Origin of the sequence: Nitrobacter sp. TKz-YC01, from assembly GCF_047824785.1 — a bacterium.
GTDB lineage: Bacteria > Pseudomonadota > Alphaproteobacteria > Rhizobiales > Xanthobacteraceae > Nitrobacter.
Map to the genome: position 1 here is coordinate 3176255 of NZ_CP181167.1, position 24455 is coordinate 3200709.

24 protein-coding genes are annotated in these 24455 nt (G+C 63.2%); 13 read left to right on the plus strand and 11 right to left on the minus strand.

Annotated elements, in window-relative coordinates; genetic code table 11:
* Nucleotides 1-259 precede the first annotated feature (259 nt).
* The 6 genes from ACMYR2_RS15165 (at nucleotide 260) to ACMYR2_RS15190 (ending at nucleotide 6226) form a co-directional block, all read left to right on the plus strand.
* Nucleotides 260-1033, plus strand: coding sequence for a 16S rRNA (uracil(1498)-N(3))-methyltransferase (locus ACMYR2_RS15165; RefSeq protein WP_347264156.1), 774 nt, complete (start codon nucleotides 260-262; stop codon nucleotides 1031-1033).
* A gap of 126 nt (nucleotides 1034-1159) precedes the next feature.
* Nucleotides 1160-2341, plus strand: coding sequence for an ATP phosphoribosyltransferase regulatory subunit (locus ACMYR2_RS15170; RefSeq protein WP_347264155.1), 1182 nt, complete (start codon nucleotides 1160-1162; stop codon nucleotides 2339-2341).
* Nucleotides 2338-3315 (plus strand): ATP phosphoribosyltransferase, encoded by a 978-nt coding sequence (gene hisG, locus ACMYR2_RS15175; RefSeq protein WP_347264154.1) that lies wholly within the window; start codon nucleotides 2338-2340, stop codon nucleotides 3313-3315. The genes ACMYR2_RS15170 and hisG overlap by 4 nt, the downstream gene beginning before the upstream one ends.
* 82 nt (nucleotides 3316-3397) lie before the next feature.
* Nucleotides 3398-4444 (plus strand): glycosyltransferase family 2 protein, encoded by a 1047-nt coding sequence (locus tag ACMYR2_RS15180; RefSeq protein WP_347264153.1) that lies wholly within the window; start codon nucleotides 3398-3400, stop codon nucleotides 4442-4444.
* A complete protein-coding gene (locus ACMYR2_RS15185; protein ID WP_416193244.1) occupies nucleotides 4441-5313 on the plus strand; it encodes a ChbG/HpnK family deacetylase in 873 nt (290 codons plus the stop codon). The genes ACMYR2_RS15180 and ACMYR2_RS15185 overlap by 4 nt, the downstream gene beginning before the upstream one ends.
* Before the next feature lie 115 nt (nucleotides 5314-5428).
* Entirely contained in the window at nucleotides 5429-6226 is a 798-nt protein-coding gene (locus ACMYR2_RS15190) for a DUF2076 domain-containing protein (RefSeq protein WP_416193245.1), read from the plus strand.
* Nucleotides 6227-6336: 110 nt separating this feature from the next.
* Here ACMYR2_RS15190 and ACMYR2_RS15195 read toward each other — a convergent pair whose 3' ends face one another.
* Complete coding sequence (locus tag ACMYR2_RS15195) at nucleotides 6337-7131, minus strand: L,D-transpeptidase (protein ID WP_347264149.1); 795 nt, start codon at nucleotides 7129-7131, stop codon at nucleotides 6337-6339.
* Nucleotides 7132-7426: 295 nt separating this feature from the next.
* On the opposite strand from ACMYR2_RS15195, the gene ACMYR2_RS15200 reads away from it, so the two are divergent.
* Nucleotides 7427-8206: a protein phosphatase CheZ gene (locus ACMYR2_RS15200; protein WP_347264148.1), complete on the plus strand. Its 780-nt coding sequence runs from the start codon at nucleotides 7427-7429 to the stop codon at nucleotides 8204-8206.
* Between the two features lie 56 nt (nucleotides 8207-8262).
* Here the strand turns inward: ACMYR2_RS15200 and ACMYR2_RS15205 are convergent, their stop codons facing one another.
* Nucleotides 8263-8778, minus strand: coding sequence for a hypothetical protein (locus tag ACMYR2_RS15205; RefSeq protein ID WP_347264147.1), 516 nt, complete (start codon nucleotides 8776-8778; stop codon nucleotides 8263-8265).
* Between the two features lie 306 nt (nucleotides 8779-9084).
* On the opposite strand from ACMYR2_RS15205, the gene ACMYR2_RS15210 reads away from it, so the two are divergent.
* The 4 genes from ACMYR2_RS15210 (at nucleotide 9085) to ACMYR2_RS15225 (ending at nucleotide 13618) form a co-directional block, all read left to right on the plus strand.
* Nucleotides 9085-9381: a co-chaperone GroES gene (locus tag ACMYR2_RS15210; protein WP_347264146.1), complete on the plus strand. Its 297-nt coding sequence runs from the start codon at nucleotides 9085-9087 to the stop codon at nucleotides 9379-9381.
* Between the two features lie 158 nt (nucleotides 9382-9539).
* A complete protein-coding gene (gene groL / locus ACMYR2_RS15215; RefSeq protein WP_347264145.1) occupies nucleotides 9540-11189 on the plus strand; it encodes a chaperonin GroEL in 1650 nt (549 codons plus the stop codon).
* A 208-nt stretch (nucleotides 11190-11397) separates the two neighbouring features.
* The gene (locus ACMYR2_RS15220; RefSeq protein WP_347264144.1) at nucleotides 11398-12597 is read left to right on the plus strand and encodes a hypothetical protein; all 1200 of its coding nucleotides are present in this window, start codon (nucleotides 11398-11400) and stop codon (nucleotides 12595-12597) included.
* Nucleotides 12598-12655: 58 nt separating this feature from the next.
* The gene (locus ACMYR2_RS15225) at nucleotides 12656-13618 is read left to right on the plus strand and encodes a hypothetical protein (RefSeq protein WP_347264143.1); all 963 of its coding nucleotides are present in this window, start codon (nucleotides 12656-12658) and stop codon (nucleotides 13616-13618) included.
* Between the two features lie 184 nt (nucleotides 13619-13802).
* Here ACMYR2_RS15225 and ACMYR2_RS15230 read toward each other — a convergent pair whose 3' ends face one another.
* The 5 genes from ACMYR2_RS15230 to ACMYR2_RS15250 all read right to left on the minus strand — a co-directional run bounded on the left by ACMYR2_RS15230 (nucleotide 13803) and on the right by ACMYR2_RS15250 (nucleotide 19233).
* On the minus strand, nucleotides 13803-14210 hold the full coding sequence (locus ACMYR2_RS15230; protein ID WP_416193246.1) for an META domain-containing protein: 408 nt from the start codon (nucleotides 14208-14210) through the stop codon (nucleotides 13803-13805).
* Nucleotides 14211-14566: 356 nt separating this feature from the next.
* Entirely contained in the window at nucleotides 14567-15028 is a 462-nt protein-coding gene (locus ACMYR2_RS15235; RefSeq protein WP_347262769.1) for a hypothetical protein, read from the minus strand.
* A 23-nt stretch (nucleotides 15029-15051) separates the two neighbouring features.
* Nucleotides 15052-16365, minus strand: coding sequence for a glycolate oxidase subunit GlcF (gene glcF / locus ACMYR2_RS15240; RefSeq protein WP_347262768.1), 1314 nt, complete (start codon nucleotides 16363-16365; stop codon nucleotides 15052-15054).
* Nucleotides 16362-17612, minus strand: a complete 1251-nt coding sequence (locus ACMYR2_RS15245) for an FAD-binding protein (RefSeq protein WP_347262767.1) — start codon at nucleotides 17610-17612, stop codon at nucleotides 16362-16364. The genes glcF and ACMYR2_RS15245 overlap by 4 nt, the downstream gene beginning before the upstream one ends.
* A 127-nt stretch (nucleotides 17613-17739) precedes the next feature.
* The gene (locus ACMYR2_RS15250; RefSeq protein ID WP_416194110.1) at nucleotides 17740-19233 is read right to left on the minus strand and encodes an FAD-linked oxidase C-terminal domain-containing protein; all 1494 of its coding nucleotides are present in this window, start codon (nucleotides 19231-19233) and stop codon (nucleotides 17740-17742) included.
* Between the two features lie 348 nt (nucleotides 19234-19581).
* Between ACMYR2_RS15250 and ACMYR2_RS15255 the strand changes: the two genes are divergently transcribed.
* Complete coding sequence (locus ACMYR2_RS15255) at nucleotides 19582-19983, plus strand: cytochrome c family protein (protein WP_347262766.1); 402 nt, start codon at nucleotides 19582-19584, stop codon at nucleotides 19981-19983.
* An 18-nt stretch (nucleotides 19984-20001) separates the two neighbouring features.
* Here ACMYR2_RS15255 and ACMYR2_RS15260 read toward each other — a convergent pair whose 3' ends face one another.
* Both ACMYR2_RS15260 and ACMYR2_RS15265 read right to left on the minus strand, forming a co-directional pair.
* The gene (locus tag ACMYR2_RS15260; RefSeq protein ID WP_347262765.1) at nucleotides 20002-20673 is read right to left on the minus strand and encodes a TetR/AcrR family transcriptional regulator; all 672 of its coding nucleotides are present in this window, start codon (nucleotides 20671-20673) and stop codon (nucleotides 20002-20004) included.
* Nucleotides 20674-20850: 177 nt separating this feature from the next.
* Nucleotides 20851-21006 carry a DUF3096 domain-containing protein gene (locus ACMYR2_RS15265; RefSeq protein ID WP_347262764.1) on the minus strand — a complete coding sequence of 52 codons (156 nt, stop codon included), beginning with the start codon at nucleotides 21004-21006 and terminating at the stop codon, nucleotides 20851-20853.
* 305 nt (nucleotides 21007-21311) lie between these two features.
* On the opposite strand from ACMYR2_RS15265, the gene ACMYR2_RS15270 reads away from it, so the two are divergent.
* A complete protein-coding gene (locus ACMYR2_RS15270; RefSeq protein WP_416193247.1) occupies nucleotides 21312-21689 on the plus strand; it encodes a DUF1236 domain-containing protein in 378 nt (125 codons plus the stop codon).
* 17 nt (nucleotides 21690-21706) lie between these two features.
* Here ACMYR2_RS15270 and glyS read toward each other — a convergent pair whose 3' ends face one another.
* Together glyS and ACMYR2_RS15280 are read right to left on the minus strand one after the other, a co-directional pair.
* Nucleotides 21707-24001, minus strand: coding sequence for a glycine--tRNA ligase subunit beta (glyS, locus tag ACMYR2_RS15275; RefSeq protein WP_347262762.1), 2295 nt, complete (start codon nucleotides 23999-24001; stop codon nucleotides 21707-21709).
* The gene (locus ACMYR2_RS15280) at nucleotides 24001-24411 is read right to left on the minus strand and encodes an endonuclease domain-containing protein (protein WP_416193248.1); all 411 of its coding nucleotides are present in this window, start codon (nucleotides 24409-24411) and stop codon (nucleotides 24001-24003) included. Before ACMYR2_RS15280 ends, glyS begins: the two co-directional genes overlap by 1 nt.
* Nucleotides 24412-24455: the final 44 nt, after the last annotated feature.

Below are 24455 nucleotides of genomic sequence, written 5' to 3' on the forward strand. Positions count from 1 at the left end.
CCAGCGACGCCCCCAACATCGCACATTCCCCATCCGAATGGTCGCCTCAACCCGCGCCGTTCAAGGCAAATTGTACGCATGGGTTTGATGCGGACCGAAATCGCTACGCAATTTTCCTCGCCTTGCTCTACTTAGAGCGTTTTCAAGCGAAGTGGACACCGGTTCGCGTGAAGAAAACGCGTCAAATCAAAATCATAGAGCCCGCTTCTGATTCCATCAGAAGCGAAAGGGCTCTAGAGTGCGCGCGCAGGATTCAATCATGCCTGATCTTAATATCGACTTTCGCAGTCCCCGGCTCTACGTCGATGCTCCGCTTGCCGCGGGTGACAGGGTGCCGCTCAACCGCAATCAGGGCAACTATCTCGGCAACGTCCTGCGCCTCGGGGCCGGAACGAACGTTCTGGTCTTCAACGGCCGTGACGGCGAATGGCGCGCGGCGATTTCGGGCCGCAAGCGTCCGGAACACCTTGAAATCGTCGCCGCGACGCGAAAACAGGACCACCTGCCGGACGTGCGCTACGCGTTCGCGCCGCTGAAACATGCCCGGCTCGACTACATGGTCCAGAAGGCGGTGGAAATGGGGGCCAGCGCGCTTCAGCCGGTCCTGACCCGTTTCACCCAGGTCGGACGGGTCAACGGCGAGCGGATGCGCGCCAATGTCATCGAGGCCGCCGAGCAATGCGGCATCCTCAGCCTTGCCGCGGTCGAGGAGCCGGCGCCGCTGGATCGCTGGCTCGGCCGGCGCGAGGGCGAACGCCTGCTGGTATTCTGCGACGAGGCCGCCCTGACGGCGAATCCGGCGCGGGCGCTGGAGCCTGTGCGCACCGTCGCGCACGGCATCGATGTTCTGGTGGGCCCCGAGGGCGGTTTCGCCGACGACGAGCGGGAAAATCTGCTCAACCAGCCCAATATCCTCCGGCTATCGCTCGGACCGCGCATCCTGCGGGCGGATACCGCCGCGGTTGCCGTCCTCGCTCTTGTCCAGACCGTGCTCGGGGACTGGACCGAGCCCGAAAAACCCGCCACGCGTTAAGCCACTTCGCGGATGGTGGGTCGAAACCGTCAAACCGCCGTGCTAGAGCATCCCCGCCTTACAGCGTTTTCGAACGAAGCGGAGACCGGTTCGCGTCAGGCTGCTCCGGAAAACACCTTTGAATCCATGGGCTTCGAGATTATGAGCCGTCGCGCGGAAAATCCTGCAACCGTTTCGCCATCCCGGGCGGACCGGCTGCTGTCGTCATTCATGCAGGCCGGCTATATCAAGGCCGAGCCCGCGATCCTTCAACCGGCCGAGCCGTTTCTGGACCTGTCGGGTGAAGATATCCGCAAGAGCCTCTACCTGACATCGGATCAGGGAGGCGAGGAACTATGCCTGCGTCCCGACCTCACCATCCCGGTGGCGCGCGACTATCTTGCCTCCGGCAAGGCCGGCAAGCCGGCCGGCTTCTGCTATCTCGGGCCAGTGTTTCGCTATCGCGGCGGCCGCTCCAGCGAATTCCCGCAGGCCGGCATCGAATCGTTCGGCCGCGAGGATCGCGCCGCCGCCGACGCTGAAATGCTCGCGCTCGGTCTGGAAGCGGTCGCAGCTTTCGGCATCGCCGACGTCGACATCCGGACCGGCGACGTGGCGCTGTTCACCGCATTGATCGACTCGCTCGACCTTTATCCGGTATGGCGGCGCAGGCTGATGAAGGATTTCAACCGGAAGGTCAGCCTCGCGCAGGACATCGAGCGGCTGACGCTGACGTCCGCACCCGGGCATAATGAATACGAAGGCGTGCTGGCGGCGCTCGCGGGCTCCGACCGCAAGGCGGCCCTGGCGCTGGTGACCGACATGATGTCGATCGCGGGCGCGACCATTGTCGGCGGCCGCTCTCTGGATGAGATCGCCGACCGCTTTCTCGAACAATCCACCCTGAAAAGCGGCGCGCTGCCGCACGAGGCGCTGACGATCATCAAACGCTTTCTTTCGATATCGGGCGACCCCGATGAAGCGCTCAGCCAGTTGCGCGCGCTGGCCTCCGACGCCGGGCTCGATATCCACCCGGCGATCGATCAGGTCGAAAGCCGCACCGGCTTCATGGCCGCGCGGGGCGTGGAAACCGATAAGATCAGCTTCGCGACCTCCTTCGGCCGCGGCGTCGACTATTACACAGGCTTTGAGTTCGAGTTGCAGCTTAAGGGCAACGGCGGCGAACCGCTGGTCGCGGGCGGACGCTACGACGATCTGATGACACGACTGGGCGCCGCCGCGCCGATCCCGGCGGTCGGCTTCTCGGTCTGGATCGAGGCGTTGACGGACGCGCCTTCCGCGAGCCGGATCGGCGGGAGCGCGCCATGACCACCTCGCTCGTTCTGGCCGTGCCTTCGAAGGGCCGCCTGCAGGAGAATGCCGAAGCGTTTTTCGCCCGTGCCGGGCTGACGCTCGCGAAACCACGCGGCGTTCGAGACTATCGCGGCACCATCGCCGAGCTTGATAACGTCGAGATCGCCTATCTCTCGGCAAGTGAAATCGCGTCGCAACTCGCGCGCGGCATGGTGCATCTCGGCGTCACCGGCGAAGACCTGATCCGCGAAAGCATCATTGACGCCGACAAGCGCGTGGCGCTGATCACCGGCCTCGGGTTCGGCCACGCCAACGTGGTCGTCGCGGTGCCGCAGTCCTGGATCGACGTGCGCACCATGGCGGACCTCGACGACGTGACGACCGGGTTTCGCGCCCAGCACAACCGCCGGATGCGGGTCGCGACCAAATATATCAACCTGACCCGCGCCTTCTTCGCTTCGCATGGCGTGGTCGATTACCGCATCGTCGAGAGCGCCGGCGCAACCGAGGGCGCGCCCGCCGTCGGCACCGCCGAAATGATCGTGGACATCACGACCACCGGAGCAACGCTTACGGCCAACGGCCTCAGGGTGCTGGATGACGGCGTGATCCTGCGCAGCCAGGCCAACCTCGTCGCCTCCCGCGAGGCGGACTGGTCCAACGGCGCGCGCGAAACGGCGCGGGTCATTCTCGACCATATCGCCGCGCGCGCGCGGGCCAGTAAATATCGCGAGGTGCGGACCCGCTTCCCCGGCTGCGATGCCGCGCTGCTCAAGGAAGCGCATGACCGCTTCGGCGTGGCATCTCCTTTCGGCGGTCCGACCTCCTCCGGCATGGTCACGCTGCACTGCCCGCCGGACCGGCTCTATGCGCTGGCCAGTTTCCTGCGGCAGCACGGCGCTGACACGGTGTCGATCGCCTCGCTCGACTATGTCTTCGATCGCGACAACCCGCTCTTTGAAAAGCTGGAAGTGTTCCTGCGGACGTAGAATCCTGCGTCCCGGCCGTTGAACCGCGCGGTAGCGCTCACCATACAAGCGGGAATGAGTTTGACCCTGTCGGAACCGACCGATGACGCCAGCCTCCAGCCTTCCAGCCCTTCCCGCGGACGAGGCCGCCGCGGCCGCGCAGGGCCTGTCGATCATCGTTCCCGTTTACAACGAGGCCGCCGGGCTTGAGCAGTTGCACGAACGCCTCGGTGCGCTCGCGGCGATGCTGAGGCAGCGGCACAGTCTCGCCTGCGAGGTCGTCTATGTCGACGATGGCTCGACCGACGACACGTTGAAACTGGCCCGCGCGCTTTCCGCCGCCATCCTGGACGTGCAGGTGGTGTCGCTGTCGCGCAACTTCGGCAAGGAAGCCGCCTTGATGGCGGGCCTGGATCACGCGCGGCGCGGCGCGCTGCTGTTCATGGACGGCGATGGCCAGCATTCGCCCGATCTCGTGGAGCGGCTGGTGGATCACTGGATCAACGACGGCTACGACGTCATCTACACGGCGAAGTCGCACCGGACCAACGAGTCGCTGCTGCGGCGGATCGGCGTGCACAGCTTCTACGCGATCATCAACTGGGGCGCGCGCCAGCGGATTCCCCAAGACGCCGGCGATTTTCGCCTGTTGTCGCCACGCGCCGCCGCGGCGCTGCGCCGGATGCCGGAGCGAAACCGTTTCTTCAAGGGCCTCGCGAGCTGGATCGGTTTCCGCCAGTTTCGCGTCGACTACGAGCCCGACGTTCGCGCCCACGGCATGACCACCTTCAACGCCGCGCGGCTGCTCGGCCTGTCGATCGAGGGGCTAACATCTTTTTCCGTAGCACCGCTACGGCTGGCCAGCCTGCTCGGCCTGCTGCTGGCGCTCGCGGCCTTCCTGTTCGGCCTGTCGATCCTGTGGGAGACCCTGGTCGATGGCGAGTCCGTACCCGGCTATCCCTCGCTGGTGGTCGGCATCATGACTCTTGGCGGTGTTCAGCTCCTGATGATCGGCATCATGGGCGAGTATATCGGAAAGATACTTTCAGAACTGAAAGCGCGGCCGATCTATTTCGTGGCCGAGCACAGCGTGAAGCAGGCCGGGAGCGAACCGTCCGCAGGCGATCCGCCCAGGACCGCCGCCGAATGAGCGGCGATGACAAAATTTTGGATCGATTCGATCCAAAATCATTGCAACGCCGGATCCGGTTGTGCGCTGACGATTACGGCATCAGTCCAGGCGTCAACCGCGCGATCCGCGATCTGATCGGGCGGGAGCGCATCAACGCGACGTCGGTGATGGTGGTCGGCCCGGCCGCCGGGCGCGATGAGGTGGAGGCGCTGAAGACGGCGGCCTCGCGCCATTCAAATTGCGTCATCGGTCTGCACCTGACCCTGACCGCGCCGTTCCATCCGCTGACCCTGCACTACCGGCCGCTCGATGGCGGACTGTTCCCGCCGCTCTCCAGGATGCTGCGCGCGAGCGTGTTGCGCCGGCTCGAGCCCGAGATGATTCTCGACGAGGTGACGGCGCAGATTGCCGCGTTCGCCGAGCGGTTTGGCCGTGCCCCCGATTACGTCGACGGGCATCAGCATGTGCAGATTTTCCCGCAGGTGCGCGACGCCTTCCTCTCGGCGGTCAGGAACGCCGCGCCCGGCGCATGGGTGCGCCAGTGCGGCCGCCGCCAACCGCTGGCGCAGCAATTGGGATCTGCCAAAGCGCTGCTGCTGGATGTTCTGAGCGCTGGCTTTCGCCGCGAGGCTGCACGCAACGGAATAGGTTTCAATCCGGCATTCGCCGGTGCGTATGATTTCAGGAAGCCCGATTTCGCCGCGCTGATGCAGCAGTTTCTGGACGGCTCGCCAGATGGCGGCCTGATCATGTGCCATCCCGGCTTCGTCGATGACACGCTGATCGCCTTCGATCCGCTCACCGGCCAGCGCGAGCGGGAATACGCATTCCTCGCCGGGGACCACTTCGCCGACATGCTGGTGGCCAACCGGGTGACGCTGGGCTGACCGATCGACAAGCCCGCCCCGCCTCCGCCATGCCTGAAGAAATTTTAATCCGGCCGGCACTACTGGCGACACGGAAGACGACTACATCCCAACAGCCACCTTTTGGGAGAGCACCATGACGCCGGAAGAACGACAGTTGATCGACGATCTCTTCACCCGCCTCGCCGGCGTCGAGAATACGCCACGGGATCCCGCCGCCGCCGCCGCGATCGCCGAGGGTCTGCGGCGCGCGCCCAACGCCCTTTACACGCTGGTGCAAACGGTCCTCGTGCAGGACGAAGCATTGCGGCGCGCCAACGACCGCATCCAGGAACTGGAGAGCGGCGGAGCCGCCGATCGGGCCGCCCGGGGCGGATTCCTCGACCAGATGCGCGACACCGTTTTCGGCAAACCCGCCCCGCGCGGCTCGGTCCCGAATGTCCAGCCTCCCCCGATACCGTCGGAACGACCAGCCTGGAATACCGGTGAAGCGTTGCAGCAGACCGGCCAAGCCGGTCGCGCCGATCAGGGACGTTTCGATCAAGGAGTCGGCCGTCAACCTTATGGCACGCCGCAACCGCAAGCAGGCGGCGGCTCGTTCCTCGGAACGGCTGCGGCCGCCGCCGCGGGAGTAGTAGGCGGCAGCCTGCTTCTGAACAGCATCCGCTCCATCATGGGCGGCGGTGAAGCAAATGCAGCGAGTTCCGGCCTCACCGGCTCGTCGTCCAATCCATGGAGCGGCGCGGGCGATCAATCAGGCAGCAGCCTGGCACGCGATGCCGGCGTGAAAGACGTCGAATCGCAAAAGCAGGACGATCCGTCGCAAGACGGCCCGTTCGACCAGGCTCATGGCGACGATTACCACGATCAGGATGATTTCGATTCCGACGACTTCGACGATTCCGACGACTTTGATGACGGATACGACGCCTGACGCCCTTCGGTTCTCCCCGCACGACGGGGCCCTTATGGCGTTTTCGAGCGAAGCACGTCCCCGGGCTTGACCCGGGGATGAGTTGTCTGTTCGCGTGAAAATAAAACGCGTCAGATCACGACGACCGTCGCGCCAACGCGAACCCGATCATAGAGATCGATGACATCCCGGTTGCGCATCCGGATGCAGCCGGAGGATACGTTGGTGCCGATCGTCCACGGCTCGTTCGAACCGTGGATGCGGTAAAGTGAGGAGCCGAGATACATCGCGCGAGCGCCGAGCGGATTCTGGGGCCCGCCCACCATGTGGCGCGGCAGATCGGGGCGGCGCTTCAGCATCTCCGCGGGCGGGGTCCAATCGGGCCATTCCCTCTTTGCCGAGATCGTCTTGGTGCCGGCCCACAGAAAGCCGGGCTTGCCGACGCCGACGCCATAGCGAAGCGCTTTGCCCTCGCCCTGCACGAGGTAAAGAAACTTGTTCGAGGTATCGATGACGATGGTGCCGGCGGCTTCCTTGCCGTGATACGCGACGAGCTGCCGCTCGAATTTCGGATCGAACGCCGGACGCGCGGCCTCGCTCGCATCCTGCTCCGGCATGGTCTGCTCCGATTGCGGCGCATACGGTTGCGGCACATAAAGCGGACGCGAATCGTAAGGCTCCTGCGGATAATGCGATTCTTGCTGCTGGTTATCTCCAAACAGCAGCTCGATGAATCCGCCGCCCATGTTGCGCCGCCCTGCATATGCAAGATGTTGCCCGGATGGCTGCGGCGCGTATTGATCGGCGTGAACAACGGTCGGCTCGGTAAAGAACCTGGCTTGCGGATCTCTTGCGGAAGCCTGCTGGATGTCGAGGCCAGCAAGCGACACGCCCGCCAGCAGCGCGAAGGATATGTGTCTGAACATCGACGTACTCTGCACTGTTTCGCCGTGGATCGTCGCAGGGAGGCAGCGTCAATCGTGCACCCTTCCCGCACAGTGAACTAAGAATCAAACTCGCGTCGGTTTGGTAAACGGAACGACGGTTGGATTCACCACACCGTCGGATGTGGCGGGGTTCTTTGCGGTAGCGTTTATTTTCCATGAAGAGCATCGCTTCCCGCGGGCAAGCGCCTCGGATTCAGGCAAGCGGTTCCCACATGAACCGGGCGTTAAACCACGCGGGTGTAAAACCGGACGAATCCAGAAGCCGGAGAGTCTGATGGCTGTTCAACGCAAGCGCTTCCGCGTCGAGGAAATCCTGGGCGGCGGCACGCCGGTTATCGCAACCCTCGACGAGGCGCCAATGCCGGTGCATCGCGAGATCATGGCGGAGTTGCGGGCGATCCGCCAACAGATGGGAGCGCCGCACCGCAGCGACCCGAAGCAGAGCGACGCGGACGGCGAGAAAGACGCCGGCCGCGAAGCCGCCGATACGCAGGCGCTGCTGCAAACCTACCGCACACAGATCGACCAGTGTGAAAAGCTTAAGACAGAGCTCGATCTGATCTATGAAGCCATCAACCGCACCAAGCAGGAGATTGCGGTTCTGCATGGCAAGAGCTTCGACGGCAACGAGATGGCGAAGGTCACCGACGAGCTTGACGCCGTCGTGGGAGGGACCGAGCAGGCGACCCAGCAGATCCTGGAAGCGGCCGAAGCGATCGATCAGTCCGCCGGCGCGCTATCCAGCGCGGCTTCCCCGGAGCAGGCCCGGCTGCTGAGCGAGGACATCCAGGAGCGCGTGATCTCGATTTTCGAGGCGTGCAATTTCCAGGATCTCACCGGCCAGCGCATCGCCAAGGTGATGAGCACGATGACGTTCATCGAACATCACATCAATGTCATGATGGAGATCTGGGGCGGCGTCGACGCCATCCGCGCCCATGCGCCGCCGATCATCGACGATCGCGTCGGCGACGCGAAGCTGCTGAATGGCCCGAAGCTCGAAGGCGACGAGGGGCACGCCTCACAGGACGATATCGACGCGCTGTTCGGTTAGAGCGCTTTCGAGCGAAGTAGAATCCGGTTCGCTCGAAAACGCTATAAACCGGATGCTCAGCGCTTCGGCGCGCAGCGGATATAAACCATGTTGCCGTAGCGGGTCGCCGCATCCGCATCGATGAAGCGCGTGACCAGCACGCGGCCGTCAAAGGAGACGATCTCGCGGTCTTTCGGACCGCCGGGCGGACCTTCCGGCCCGATGTAGTTCTTGCCGCTCTGGCTGCCCTTGAGCCGCAACTCCTGCGGCGTTGCCTCATCGGCAAGATGCATGATGACGCCGCCATTGCCGCCCGCGCTGATCACATAGGGGTTCCGGCACTGCGACTTTGCCGCCGCCTCGGTCCGCGCCCGGTCGTTCGGGTTCTGATAGGATGCAAGGCCCCACCGCCCGACCAGTTCCTCGGCGCGGATCGAGGCCGGAAGCTCAGGCTCGACGGGCGGCTGGGGCGGCGGCGGCGGTTGCGGCGACAGTCCGACCGAGCCGAACGACCCGCATCCGCCGAGAAAAACCGCCAGGGCCGCGGCCGCCCCAAGGTTCAAAGCCGCGCGTCCGCCGTCTGATCTGACCATTGTCAAGTTCCCCGATCGAATTCCCGGCCGCCGCGCCCAAGCAGCCGAGCCTATAGAAGTGAAGTCGTAGCACCCGCTTTCGCCAACGCGGAGAAGCCACGACATGGTTGCATTTATCCTACACCCCTCACTAACAGCTTAAGGGGCTTGCTTGACAGCATGGCTGCCAAGCCATATTCCCGCCAATGAGTGGCACTCTCGCAATACGATTGCCAAAAGATACGAATCGCTCGGCCGTCGCGGATCAGAGCGCATGCATCCCGTCGATGGCAATTCAGAGTCCTGCGAACCCCCTGGAGGAGCGTTATGGCTAAGACCAAATTTCGTCCGCTGCATGACCGCGTCGTGGTCAAACGGATCGACGCCGAGGAAAAGACCAAAGGCGGCATCATCATTCCCGACTCGGCAAAGGAGAAGCCCTCGCAGGGCGAGGTCGTGGCGGTCGGTCCCGGCGGACGCGACGAGGCCGGCAAGCTCACGCCGATCGATATCAAGGTCGGCGACAAGGTGCTGTTCGGCAAATGGTCGGGCACCGAGATCAAGCTCGACGGCCAGGAACTCCTCATCATGAAGGAGTCCGACATCATGGGCGTGGTGGGCTAGGCAGCCGCCCCGACCCCCTTACGCCGTCATGGCCGGGCTGGTCCCGGCCATCCACGTCTCACTGAACGATATGCATAAGTATGCATAAGACGGCGTGGATGCCCGCGACGAGCGCGGACATGACGAAAACAAGATAATCACCGTATCAGGAGTCATCCATGCCCGCTAAAGACGTCAAGTTTTCCGGCGACGCGCGTCAACGCATGCTGCGCGGCGTCGATATTCTCGCCGATGCGGTAAAGGTGACGCTCGGCCCGAAAGGCCGCAACGTCGTGATCGAGAGGAGCTTCGGCGCGCCCCGCATCACCAAGGACGGCGTCACCGTCGCCAAGGAGATCGAACTCGAAGACAGGTTCGAGAACATGGGCGCTCAGATGGTGCGCGAGGTCGCCTCCAAGACCAACGATCTCGCCGGCGACGGCACCACCACCGCCACGGTGCTGGCGCAGGCCATCGTTCGCGAGGGCGCGAAGGCGGTCGCCGCCGGCATGAATCCCATGGACCTCAAGCGCGGCATCGACATCGCCGTCGCCGCCGTGGTGAAGGACATCCGCAAGCGCGCGAAGGCGGTCGCCTCCTCGGCCGAAGTCGCTCAGGTCGGCACCATCTCGTCCAACGGCGACGCCTCGATCGGCAAGATGATCGCGCAGGCGATGCAGAAGGTCGGCAATGACGGCGTCATCACCGTCGAGGAGAACAAGTCGCTCGAAACCGACGTCGATATCGTGGAGGGCATGAAGTTCGATCGTGGCTATCTGAGCCCCTACTTCGTGACCAACGCGGAGAAGATGGCGGCCGAACTCGACGACGCCTACATCCTGCTGCACGAGAAGAAGCTGACCGGCCTTCAGGCCTTGCTGCCGGTGCTCGAAGCGGTCGTGAAATCCGGCAAGCCGCTGCTGATCGTCGCGGAAGACGTCGAGGGGGAGGCGCTGGCCGCGCTGGTGGTCAATCGGCTTCGGGGCGGCCTGAAGGTGGCCGCGGTGAAGGCGCCCGGATTCGGCGATCGCCGCAAGGCGATGCTGGAAGACATCGCCATCCTGACCAACGGCCAGCTCATCTCCGACGAACTCGGCATGAAGCTCGAGAATGTCACCCTGAACATGCTTGGCCGCGCCAAGAAGGTGCTGATCGACAAGGAGAACACCACCATCGTCAACGGCGCCGGCAAGAAAAAGGATATCGAGGCACGCGTCGGACAGATCAAGGCGCGGATCGAGGAGACCACCTCCGACTATGACCGCGAGAAGCTGCAGGAACGCCTGGCCAAGCTCGCGGGCGGCGTCGCGGTCATCCGTGTCGGAGGCGCGACCGAGATCGAGGTCAAGGAAAAGAAGGATCGCGTCGAGGATGCCCTCAACGCCACGCGCGCCGCGGTCGAGGAAGGCATCGTGCCCGGCGGCGGCACCGCGCTGCTGCGGGCCAGGAAGGCGGTCGGCCGCATCAACAACGACAACTCGGACGTGCAGGCCGGCATCAACATCGTGCTGAAGGCACTGGAAGCCCCGATCCGCCAGATCGCGGAAAACGCCGGCGTCGAGGGCTCCATCGTGGTGGGCAAGATTCTCGAAAACAAGACCGAGACCTTCGGCTTCGACGCTCAAAAAGAAGAGTATGTCGACATGGTCGCCAAGGGCATCATCGATCCGGCCAAGGTCGTGCGCACCGCCTTGCAGGACGCCTCCTCGATCGCGGGGCTGCTCGTGACCACCGAAGCCATGGTCGCCGAACTCCCGAAGGATGAGCCTCCGGCCATGCCGGCGGGCGGCGGCGGCGGAATGGGTGGGATGGGCGGCATGGGCTTCTGAGCCCTTCCACGGCTCGACTTCGAGCATGATCCCGAAAAGTGGAAACCGGTTTTCGGATGAGATCATGCTCGATCAAAAAATTAAGGTTTGAGTCTGACTTCAACGCAGTTGAACCAAGCTAAAGCCAGAAGGCCGCCTCCGGGCGGCCTTCTTTTTTCGCGAAGCAGGTTCTAGGCTGGAGGTCGATTCGACAAGCGGGGAATTTTCCATGCGCGCGCTGCGGCTGTGCCTGATCAGTCTGATGATCGTTTTGCCGGCGACTGTGCGGGCGCAGGACAGACCGCTTCCCAGGACGACGCCCGGCGGCGCCGAGGTAAGATATTTCACCTCCATCGACGGACTGATGGAAGGCAACGCGGATGTCATCCTCAAGGAAACCCGCCAGGGCAAGACCGTCACGAGCGCCGTTCTCGACGTATGTTACCCTGCGGAAAAAGGCTCCGACCGCAAGGATCGCTTCGTCGCCAACCTCGCGGTGAACGGTTCGACCCTGACCGGCAGCACCCAAAGCATCGGCGACAAGCTGCCGGTCACGGTGAAGCTCACACGCAAGCCCACCGGCGATACTTTCGAATTCGACGGCAGGATCAGCGTCGGCGAGCGCGTGACCGAGGTGACCTCAACGGACAATTCCGATCTCAGCGAAGCCGAGTTCAACGATGTCCGGACGAGCGATGACGGCATCATCGCATCGCCGAAGGATTTCACCGAGGTGTCTCCCGAAGCCATCGCCGTGAAAGTGAAAACCGATGCCGCGACCGATCTGCTCAAGGGGTTGAGAGGACAAAATCTCCGGGTGCTGCTGAACAGCCTCGAGGTAACCTGCGAGACGCTGCGGGCCGGCGCGCAGGTCATCGACATCAACATCGATCCGGAGCGTGCGCCCGCTCTGGTCGCCCGGATGAAGGCGACGCCCGGCGTGATCGCCGCGGGCTGGAGCGCCGGCATGTTCGACATGGAGCGCACGATCCGGTTTCCGGCGGCGGACTGGCGTGACAAGGGCAAGCTCAATCGCGACAAGCTTGCGGACGCGATTTCCGGCGTGCTGGGAAAATCCCTGGACGCGAAGCCGGTGTCCGCAAAATGGAGCGACGACACCGGCAAGTTGACGCTGACCTTCAAACGTCCCAGCACGCTGGCTCCAGCGCTCGGCCTGACCGACACCATCGAGGTGACGGTGCTGCCTGGCCCCGACAGACCCGAGGGATCCGACCGCATCATACTCTGGATCGGCGCTCCCTCGACCACCACGGCGGACGAAAGCGATGGACCGAGGCTCGGCCTCGCCGACGATCTGTCAGCCGGCGACGGCGAAAGCATCGAGGCCAATGATCGCGGCGCGATGGATGCGCTGGCGAAACAGTTCAAGGCCCAGCGCTGGGACGTCGACGCATCGGCCTGGAAATAGCGTTGGTGAACCCGGTCGATGATCGCCTTAGCGACGGGCTCCGCGGGATGAGGGACGGGTGAAAATCACGCTGGACATTTCCAGGCTTGTCGAAGAAGGCAAGCTCACGAGCGAGGAAGCCGAGAGGCTCACGAAGCTCGCCGCGCGTGATACAGCCTCGCTCGGTCTCAACATCCTGGTCGGGTTTGCCGTCGTCGCTATTGCGGCCGGTGCGGTGGCGCTGGCGCCCGCGCCGTTGACGGCGATCAGCTTCGGGCTGGCGCTTTTCGCCGCGGGTTTCGCGATCGCACTCAATCGCGTGCAGCACTGGATGCTTCTCGGGCAGATTTTCCTTGTCATCGGCGCGCTGATGTTTGGCGGCGGCGCCATCGCCTATCGCGGCGACCTCTTGGCCACCATGCTGATCATCACAGGTGTTTTCGGCCTCGCGGCGATCATCGCCCGCTCCAGCCTGCTGATGGCGCTGGCGGTGCTGGCGGCTTCGGCTTGCCTGGGCGCGCGCACCGGCTATAGCCACGCCAGCTATTCGCTGGCCATCTACGAGCCGACGCTGACCGTGGCCGTGTTTTCCATGGTGGCGCTGATCGCCTATCAAGCCTCGCAACGTCTGCCAGCCGAATATGCGCGGCTCGCGATCACCGCCGCGCGTACCTCACTGTTGCTGATCAATTTCGGCTTCTGGATCGGCTCACTGTGGGGCGATCCGCTGATGCTGATGCGATCGCTCGCTGCCGAGGACGTATCCTCGACGCTCATGACCAAACCCGTCATTCCCAGCCTGGTATTCAGCGTGCTCTGGGCGGCGGCGTTGCTCAGCGCCGGGTTATGGGCTGTTCGGGCAAATCGACGCTGGCTGGTCAACCTCGTCGCCGTCTTCAGCGGCATCCATTTCTATACTCAATGGTTTGAGAAACTCGGCGCTACTCCCTTTTCGGTGCTGCTGGGAGGGCTGGTGATGCTGGCCAGCGCGATCGCGCTTTGGATGTTCAACCGGCGTGTCGCGGATCGCGACAAAGCATGATCCTCTTTGTTGGAGCATGATCTTTTCCGAGAACCGGTTTCCACTTTGCGCCGGCGCGGTCCTTCGGGTCTGGATCACGCTTTAGAGCGGCGGCCGGTCAAATCGAACCAGCGCCGCCGCTCCAGTTAGTTGATTGAGCATCGGATTTATCCCGAAACCGGTTCCCACTTTCGGGTCCGATGCTCTAATTCGTATTGAGATGGAAGCGCAGCCGGGTCGGCCCGACGAACGTGATTTCGTCGCCCCGTCGCTCCCAGGTGGCCGCCTCGGAAAGCGCCGCCACCAACTCGTCATCGGCCCTGGCTTTCTCCGGGGGACACGAGCGATCCTCCAGCGGGCCGGCGGCAAAGATGACAGTCTCACCGGCAACCGAGAACTGGCCCTTCCCGCCCTTGCACCACAATTCGAGCTTGACCCCGCCGCTGTCGCCGATGTCCAGCGATGGCACACGCTTTGATCCGGGCTGCGGCGGCGCATCCAGCGTCATCTCGAAACCGAACGGAAATCCATCCTGCGCGAAAGCCGGCCACGCGCAGGCCGCTCCCAGCGCGAGCGTGACCACACCCGACAGAAACGCGAATCTTGCAGTCATCCGCCCTCATTGAACGATCATCGAGCCTTTCCGCTTCTCATAGAATCAGACGTGGAAAGGCTCGATGATCCTGATTTGACGCGTTCCTGGCGCGAACCGGTGTCCATCCACGGGGCAAGCCTGAGGACATGCCCGAAACGCTCCAGAGCGGCGGCCAATCAAATGGAATCAGCGCCGCCGCTCCAGTTAACTGATTGAGCATCGGATTTATCCCGAAACCGGCTCCCACTTTCGGGTCCGATGCTCCAGCAACCTATAAATCTAATCCCGTGTGGCTCGGGTTCAGAAGTTCGCTTGAAGGACTCGCTGGTAACATGAAGCGAACTTCTGAGCCACCACGCTAGCCTCATGTCGTTCTAGTTGCCGTCCTCTCCCGAGCCCGGCGCGACTTGATCAACATCGCCATAGGATGAGGCCGCAGGCTCCGGCATCGCCCAGCTGGTTTCCGGCATAACCGTCGCCTTGGGTTTTGGGGCCGCCCTCTTGGCAACCGGCTTTCTCGTTGAAGCCCTGCGCTTGGCCGCCGGCTTCTTCGCGGATTTTCCGGGGGATCGCTTCGCCGACTTCCTGGCTGACTTCTTCGCCAATTTTTTAGCGGATTGCCCCGGAGACTTTCTGGCGGCCTTCTTCGCGGACTTCCTTGCAGATTTCTTGACCGACTTCTTCGTTGACTTCTTCTTCACCGCCTTCTTTTTCGAAGCCGTCTTCGCCGACTTCTTGCCGGACTTCTTCGTGGACTTCTTGTTCGCCGCTACGGCCTTCTTCTTCTTGCTCTTCTTGGCCTTAACGCCCTTCGCCTTGCCGGATTTCTTAGCCATCGTGGTTCTCCTGTTGCCGCCGATCAATTCAGCCCTGGCCGGGGGCCGCCCGTCGCCCAATCGAGAAGTTCAATCGTGTGAACAACAGGGACCGACGTTCCGCCGGCAATTTGAATCATGCACCCGATGTTTCCGGCGGCGATCATGTCCGGCTTGACGCTTGCGATGTTGGCGACCTTCCGGTCGCGCAGTCGATCCGCAATGTCAGGCTGGAGAATGTTGTAGGTCCCCGCCGAACCGCAACACAAATGACTCTCCGGTATATCTTTCACCACGAATCCATTCTTGAAAAGCAAATCTTTCGGAAGCTGCGTGATTTTCTGGCCGTGCTGAAGCGAACAGGCCGAGTGATAGGCGATGACGAGTTGGCTCGGACTCGGCGGTGGCGGCAGATCGAGGCTGGCGACGTACTCGGTGATATCCTTGGCCAGACCCGAGATCTTTGCGGCCGGTCCGGCGAAGTCGCGGTCCTCCCGCAACAGATAACCGTAGTCCTTGATAACGGTGCCGCAGCCGGAGGTCGTGACCAGAATGGCGTCAAGCCCGCCCTGTTCCGCTTCGCGGGTCCAGGCCCTGATATTGGCGCGGGCACGCGCCAGAGCATCCCGGTCGTCACCCAGGTGATGGGTCAGCGCGCCACAACATTGCTCGTCCGCCACCAGCACCACCTCGACGCCGTGACGGGTCAACAGGCGGACCGCGGCCTCATTGATGCGCGGCGCCAGCACCTGCTGGGCGCAGCCCTGCAGCAGAGCGACGCGGCCAAGCCTCTTGCCCTTGGCTGGAAACACACGTCCCGCGGCCGCTCCGGGAGCGGGCAACGACGCCGGCGCAAGCGCCAGCATCGCCTTGATCCTGCGCAGCAGCGCCGGCGTCACGCCCCCTTTCGAGTCCGGCAGCAGCGCGGCGAACGGCCGGGCGAAACGCGCCAGGATCATGCTGGCCCGAAAGATTTTCGGTCTCGGCAGCACGAAAGCAAGAACGGCTCTCAGCAGCCGTTCGGAAAGCGGACGCGCATACTCCTTCTCGATCCTGACCCGCGCCTGATCCACCAGGTGCATGTAATTGACCCCGGAGGGACAGGTCGTCATGCAGGCAAGGCACGACAGGCAACGATCGATGTGCTTGACGACCTCGGCCGTCGGCGGCTCGTTGGTTTCGAGCATCTGCTTGATCAGGTAAATCCGGCCGCGCGGGCTGTCGAGTTCGTCGCCGAGCAGCACATAGGTCGGGCACGTCGCCGTGCAAAATCCGCAATGGACGCACTTGCGCAGGATCTTGTCAGCCTCGGCGATATCAGGATCGCTCAATTGAGCGGGCGTAAATTCGGTTCTCATGAGATCGGCGTCCGCGTCAGCCTGCCGCGATTGAAAATGCTTTCGGGATCGAAGCTCCGCCGCACCCGCTCGGCCAGCGCCGCGACCCCCTTTGCCTGCGGGGGAAACACATCAACAGTCCGGCGCAAAGCGTCGTCCGCCCGCAGCAGGGTCGCGTGACCGCCAAGCGAAGCGAGCCGTCGACGCAGCGACGCGGCATGCGCATCGACGACATCGACCGACGGCGGCAGCGCCGCCCAGAGCAATCCGCCGCCCCAGTCGTAGACCACCTCGCCGCCGGTCTCACGCGCCAGCGCCTGTCCGAAGCCGCCCCCCGACGCCGGGGGGCAGACGATCCTCCACACCGGCCAGGCGCCCAGCGGACCGTCAGCCGCGAAGGGCGCGACGTCACGAACATCGCGCCACAGCGCCGCCGATTCGGAATCTTCAACAAGCTCGCCCGCCCCGAAAGACGCAAGATGCGCCGCGAGCGCCGCTCCGCGATGAGCCACCGAGGCTTTGATGCCTTCCAGCCGCAGCAACGTCGCAGCCTGTCCCGTTGATGCGAGAGCGGCCAGCGCGCCCCGCGCCGCCTTGAGCGCCGAATGAGGCAGGTGCGCCGCCCCCGATACGTCATAGGGCGAACCCATCGCGGCCGTCATCGCCCGGTTGGCGGTGACATCATCAAGCCCGCGCAACACCAGCGTGCGCTCGGCCTCCGCCTTCGGCATCACCTTGAGCGTCACCTCGGTCATGACCGCCAGCGTGCCCCACGATCCGGCCAGCAGCTTGCAGAGATCGTAGCCGGTGACGTTCTTCACCACCCTGCCTCCAGCCTTGAAACCGTCGCCGAAGCCGGAGACCGCGTGAGCACCGAGCAGATGGTCCCGCACGCCGCCGGCCTTGATACGGCGCGGCCCCGCCAGCCCGGCGCCGATCATGCCGCCGATGGTGCCGCGACCGGGTCGGACGCCGAGCAGCGCGGCGGTATTCATCGGCTCGAACGCAAACGCCTGATTTCTGGAATCGAGCAGCGGCACCACCTCGTCCAGCGGCGCGCCGGCCTGCACCGTGACGATGAGTTCATGCGGCTCGTAGGATGTCACCGCGTTGAGCGCCGACACGTCGAGCACCGCGTTGGTGGTCATCGCATGGCCGATCGACCGCTTCGATCCATGCCCGATGATCTCAAGCGGCTGCTCGCCCGCGACGGCGGCGCGCACCGCGCCTTCGACATCAGCGGCGTCGCGTATGTGCAGGATGTTCACGATTGCCTCAATGCGGCGAAGCCTTCACGATCATCATGGCCGGGCATAGCCGCTCGAAGAACGGCGTCGCTCCGCTCGCCTGTGTGCCGGGCATGACGGAGCATGCGGATGGGACATCGCCTTGTCATCAGAATCTCGGCAGGTCCGGGAACGGCAGCCTGCCGCCGTGCACATGAACGCGGCCGAGTTCGGCGCAGCGGTGCAGCGTCGGAAACACCTTGCCCGGATTGAGAAGACCTTGGGCGTCGAACGCGCATTTCAGCCGCTGCTGCTGGCTGAGATCGGCCTCGCTGAACATATGCGGCATGAGGTCCCGCTTCTCGATGCCGACGCCGTGCTCGCCGGTCAGGACGCCGCCCAGTTCGACGCAGCATCGCAGAATATCCGCGCCGAACGCCTCCGCCTTGTCCATCTCGCCGGGCTTGTTGGCATCATACAGAATGAGCGGATGAAGATTGCCGTCTCCCGCATGGAAGACATTGGCGACGCCGAGACCGTATTTTTCACTAAGCTCGCGAATGCGCGCCAGCGCCCTCGGCAGCGCGCCGCGCGGAATGGTGCCGTCCATGCAGATATAGTCGGGAGAGATGCGGCCGACCGCCGGGAACGCCGCCTTGCGGCCGGCCCAGAACAGGTCACGCTCCGTTTCCGAACCGGAAATCCGGCAGGTGCTCGATCCGCAGCCGAGCGCGATGACCTCGACGCGCTTGATGAGTTCGTCGACCTCGATGGCGGAGCCGTCCAGCTCGATGATCAGCAGCGCCTCGACATCCAGCGGATAGCCGGCGTTAACGAAGGCTTCGGCGGCGTGGATCGCCGGCCTGTCCATCATCTCCATGCCGCCGGGAATGATGCCGGCGCCGATGATCCGCGCCACGCATTCCCCCGCCGCTTCGACCTGCGCGAATCCGACCATCAGCGCCCGCGCGGTTTCCGGTTTCCGCAGAATGCGGACGGTGACTTCGGTGACGACGCCGAGCAGGCCTTCGGACCCGGTGATGATGCCCATCAGGTCATAGCCCGCCTGCTCGGGCGCCTTGCCGCCGATGCGCAGGACCTCGCCCGACATCAGCACAAGCTCGCAGCCGAGCACGTTGTTCGTCGTCATGCCGTATTTCAGGCAGTGAACGCCGCCGGAATTCTCCGCGATGTTGCCGCCGATCGAACAGGCGATCTGCGACGAGGGGTCCGGCGCGTAGTAAAACCCGGCATGGGCCACCGCCTGGCTGATGGCGAGATTGGTGACGCCGGGCTCGGTGACGACGACGCGGTTGTCGAAATCGATCTCACGGATGCGCTTGAACTTGCTTAAGCCCAGGAGCACCGCGTCGGCCAGCGGCAGCGCGCCGCCCGACAGCGAGGTGCCGGAGCCGCGCGGCACCACCTTGATGCCGTTGTCGAAGCAGTATTTCAGAACGCGCGACACCTGCTCCGTGGTTTCCGGCAACACCACCACCATCGGCGGCTGCCGATAGGCAGTCAGGGCATCCGATTCATACGGCAGCATCTCCGCCGCGCTGGAGATGACGCCCTCGCCCGGCACGATCGCGCGCAAGTCCGCGACGATGGCCTCGCGGCGATCGAGCACCGTTTGATCCGAGGCGGGCATCATGATGGTCATGGGCAGGCGCTCCGCGATCGCGACCGGACCGTGCCGATCATCATAACCTTCCGGATCAACCATATTTCGTCCGTTCTGTGTAGGCTCATCCGGAAGCCGCCATCGACGACGCGGAAGGTACCATCGTATGGCCCGCATCGACAGGCTGTGGCAATCGGAGCCTTGTCTGGAACGAAATCACACTCGAATCGTTCTAAGATCGGTGTTATCTTCCGATTCTGCGGCTCGTATCAGAGGTTATGATGACCTGCGAGTCACAGAGCCATGAGCACCCTTTCCCTCTCCGGGAAGGCGGCAATCCCTTAAGCTTCAGCCCGAAGCCACTCACAAGGACTTTAAGAGGTCTCCATGAAAACGTTCGTCATCTCCGCACTGACCGTCCTGGGCGTCACGCTCGCAAGCGTGGGCACTTCGTCCGCGGGGGACGTAGAGGCCGGTAAGGCAGCCTTCAACAAGTGCAAGGCATGTCATGAAATCGGCGAAGGCGCCAAGAACAAGGTCGGGCCGGAACTGAACGGTCTGGACGGACGCCACTCCGGCGCCGTGGAAGGCTATGCTTATTCGCCCGCCAACAAGGCTTCCGGCATCACCTGGACCGAGGCCGAGTTCAAGGAATACATCAAGGATCCGAAGGCGAAGGTCCCGGGCACGAAGATGGTGTTCGCCGGCATCAAGAAGGAAAGCGAACTCGACAACCTCTGGGCCTATGTTTCGCAATTCGACAAGGACGGCAAGGTCAAGGCGAAGTAGCGTCGGCTTTAGCCCGTTTTACTCCCCTGCCGGCATCCGTGCCGGCAGGGCCGCCTGAACGACAAGCCCGCGGGCGCGCGCATCCGTCACGCCGACCGCACGCAGCGCCAGTAAGGTCGCAGCCTTCACCACATCACACAGTGTCGCCTGATCATCGAAGTCGGGCGCGAGCGGACCCACCAGCGCTTCATGCAGCGCGCCAAGCAGCGCGGTCGCGGCGAGCGACGTATCCTGCTGCGGCAGATGGCCGGCGCTTATGGCAGCTTTAATGCGCCCCTCGATCTCGCCTGCGATGTCACGGCGGCTCGCCAACCGGGTCGCGGCCACATCCACATCGACCGGTTCAGCCAGAATGCCCCACGCCAGTTTCCGGTGAGACACCATGTGCATGGCGACGGTAGCGATGGCGGCCGCGAGCGCGGAGGATGGGCCTGGCGCCGCATCAGCGGCGCCTTGTATTGCCGTCAACTCATCCCGCGCGACCTCGGCGATCAGTTCTGAAACCAGATCGGCTTTCGAGGGAAAGTAACGATAGACGGTACCTGCGGCCACATCGGCGCGAAGCGCGACCGGCGCGATCTGCACCGCCGCCATCCCCCCGCTGCTGGCAATATCCCGCGCGGCGGTCAGAATGGCGCGGCGGCGGGCCGCGAGGCGCTTCATCACCTGCTGGGTCCGCCGATACACCATGCGGGTTCCATGTCCCTCGCGCCTCTCGAACAGAAGCGACGCGAGTGAGAACGCAGCGCCTTCAAACCGCTGCGAAAGTCCGCGAAATGCCGCCTGAAGAACTGAACACCTATTCAAAAGGGAAGGCAAGCAGCTTCGCGCGATCGGCCCCGGCCAGCCGCCTCACAACGTCCGGCTTTAGAAATGCAGCATCTTGAACACGCCAAGGCCGGATAGGCCGACGAAAATCAGATAGATGGCGACGAGCAGATTGAGAAAGCGCGGCATCAGCAGGATCAGGACGCCTGCAATCAATGCAATGATCGGCTGGATATGGGCTGCCGTGATGACCATCGAAAAAACCTCCCCGGGATGCGGTTTGCGAATCGCGGAAAACCTTATCCGCCGCGCCGGATTCTTAACAGGAGGCTCGGCGTGCTTCGCTCGAAAACGCCGTAGCGCGGGAACGATAGCAGGCGGGATGAATTGGCATGACAATGCAGACGCCGTCGAAAACGCGTCCGACCTCAAGCTCTGACTAGAGCCTTTTCGCTTCTGATGGAATCAGAAGCGAGGCTCTATGATTTTGATTTAACGCGTTTTCTTCACGCGAACCGGTATCCACTTCGCTCGAAAACGCTCTAACAAGGAGGCTCGCCATGCGGATTCCCGCTCTGGCTTTCGCCACGCTGGCAACCGCGCTCGCCGCGGGGTTCAGCGCCCATGCGCAAAGCGACACGATCGGCGCCGCGCCCTCGACCGGAATGGTGGTCACTCAACCCGTGGAGGTCGAAGCCGGCGGAGGGATCACCCAGGAGCAGCGCCGGGCGTTTCGCGATTACGTCGCGACCGAGCGCGTTCCCTCTTTCACCGTTTCGCAACGCATCGCGGTGGGCTCGGTGCTGGCCGAGGAAGGCGTCAGCCTTTACGACGTGCCGCAGCGTTTCGGCGCGACGCCTTATCGCTACACCGTCGTGAATGGGGAAACCGTTCTGATCGATCCGCGCTCACGCCGCATCATGCAGGTGATCGATTGATCAAGTGATCGACTTCATCAATCCTGTATCTTCGAGAAGTCGGCGACGGTGCGCGTGGCGGCGCGGATTTCATTGAGCAGCCTGAGACGATTTTCGCGAATCTTCAGATCGGCGTCGTTCACCTTCACCCGCTCGAAGAAGGCATCGACGGCGGGACGCAGCTTCGCCATCGCGGACATCGCAGCGGCGAAGTCCTCATTCGCCACGGCCGCGCCCGCCTCACGTTTCACATCGTCGATGGCGGTCGCCAGCGTCTTCTCTTCGCCCAGGCTATAAAGCGAAGCATCCGGCGCGCCGTCGAAAGTACGCTTGTCCTTCTTTTCCTCGATGGCAAGGATGTTCGACGCGCGCTTCGTCCCGGCGAGCAGGTTCTTGCCGTCATCGGTGTCGAGAAATTTTCCGAGCGCCTCGACGCGGCGGACAACCATCAGGAGATCGTCTTGGCCTTCAAGCGCGAACACCGCGTCCACCAGATCATGCCGCGCGCCCTGCTCGCGCAGTTGGACTTTCAGGCGGTCAGCGAAAAAGGAGAGGAGATCTGCAACTTTTATTTCAGCAGAGCGCTCGGCCGCCGCATAGGCTTCTTCAAAACCTTTCCAATCGCGATTCTGGAAATACGATGTCCAAACGTCGATTGAGAAATTTGCTTTGCCTATGGAGCCTGCAAGGCTCTCAATATTTTCATGATCCGACTTGATCGCTCTAACGTGTGGCAATATTCCAAAAGAAATAAAAGGCGCATAAGAAGAACTTGTCAGATTAATACGAATGTCGTTCTCAACAATCAACCTAATCACCCCCAGCGCCGCACGTCGCAACGCATACGGGTCCTTGCTTCCCGTCGGCTTCTCATCGATCGACCAGAAGCCGACCAGCGTGTCGATCTTATCGGCAAGCGCGACCGCAATCGATACGGGATCGCTCGGCACGCGATCGTTCGGACCCTGCGGCTTGTAGTGCTCCTCGCAGGCGGCGGCGACGGACGCATCCTCGCCTTGCGCGAGCGCGTAGTATTTTCCCATCAGGCCCTGCAGCTCGGGGAATTCGCCGACCACCTCGGTCAACAAATCGGTCTTGCTCAGCCGCGCCGCGCGCTTGGCCTTCTCAACATCCGCGCCAACCAGCGGCGCGATCTCGGCCGCCAGCCGCTCAATGCGCGCGATGCGCTCCGCTTGCGTTCCGAGCTTTTCATGAAACACGATCTGCTCGAATTTCGGCAGCCGGTCTTCGAGCTTGGTCTTCAGGTCAGTGTCGTAGAAGAACTTCGCATCCGCCAGCCGCGCGCGGATCACGCGCTCATTGCCGGCGACGATCACCTTGCCTCCGTCGCAGGCTTCGATGTTGGAGACCAGAATGAACTTGTTGGCGAGCTTACCGGACGTTTGCGCCGCGTCGCCGAGCGAAGTCCGCGACGCTGCGCCAGATTTCGGATCGTTGACGACAAAACACTTCTGGTTGTTGCGGATGGTGGCGCGGATCACCTCGCCCGGTATCGACAGAAACTCTTCATCGAACGAGCCCATCAGCACCACCGGCCATTCGACGAGGCCGGACACCTCATCGAGCAGCACCTGATCCTCGATCAGTTCATAACCTTGCGCGAACGCCAGTTCTTTTGCGTCGGCCAGGATGATGTCCTTGCGGCGCTGCGGATCGAGCACGACTTTGGCGTCGTGCAGCTTCCCCTCGTAATCATCGAAACGGCGCACGCTGAATTCGTCCGGCGCCATGAAGCGATGCCCGCGCGTCACCTGCCCCGCCGCGATTCCGGCGACCTCGAACGGCACGACGTCCGGCTCCTCGGTCTCCATGCCGAAGGTCGCGATGATGGAATGCAGCGGCCGCACCCAGGTCAGCGCGCCGGATTTCGCCGAACGCTCGCCCCAGCGCATCTGCTTCGGCCACGGAAAGGTGCGCACGATCACGGGCAGCAATTCCGCCAGCACGTCGATCGCGGGCCGTCCCGGCTTCTCGATCAACGCGACGTAGAAATCGCCCTTCTTCGGATCGCGCTGGATCTTGGCTTCGTCCAGCGATTTCAGCCCGGCGGCTTTCAGGAAACCCTGCACCGCGGCGTCGGGCGCGCCGACCTTCGGCCCCTTGCGCTCGTCCTTCAGATCGGGCTGGCGCGCGGGAACGCCGTGCACGGTGAGCGCGAGGCGGCGCGGCGTGGCGAAGGCTTTCGCGCCCTCATAGACGAGACCCTCGGCGACGAGCTTATCGGTAACCATCCGGCGCAGATCGTCCGCCGCCTTCGCCTGCATGCGCGCGGGGATTTCCTCGGAGAATAGTTCGAGCAGAAGATCGGGCATTAGTCTCTTTCCGGCGGCAGCAGACCTGGCGTCTTCTGACATCTCTCCCCTCCCCCTTGCGGGGAGGGGTCGGGGGTGGGGGTCAAAACGCACTGAATCTCGTGCAGGACACCGTCGATATTGCTCAATACATCATGATTCCAGAAACGCAGGACTCGATACCCTCTCTTTTCAATCTGCTGCGTACGGGCGATATCCCTCGGGTTTTCCGCGTGCTGACCGCCATCCAGCTCGATTACAAGCTTCGCTCGGCGACTGGCAAAATCCACGATGAAAGGCCCGATCATCGCCTGACGCCGGAAATGCGATCCATCCAGTGAAACGTGTTGCCGAAGTCGTTGCCACAGCACGCGCTCCGCGTCGGTCGGCTGTGCTCGCATCCGACGCGCAAATTGCCGTTGATCTTCCATCGTTCGCAATTGAACCACGTTGGTTATAATGCTGCCCCCACCCC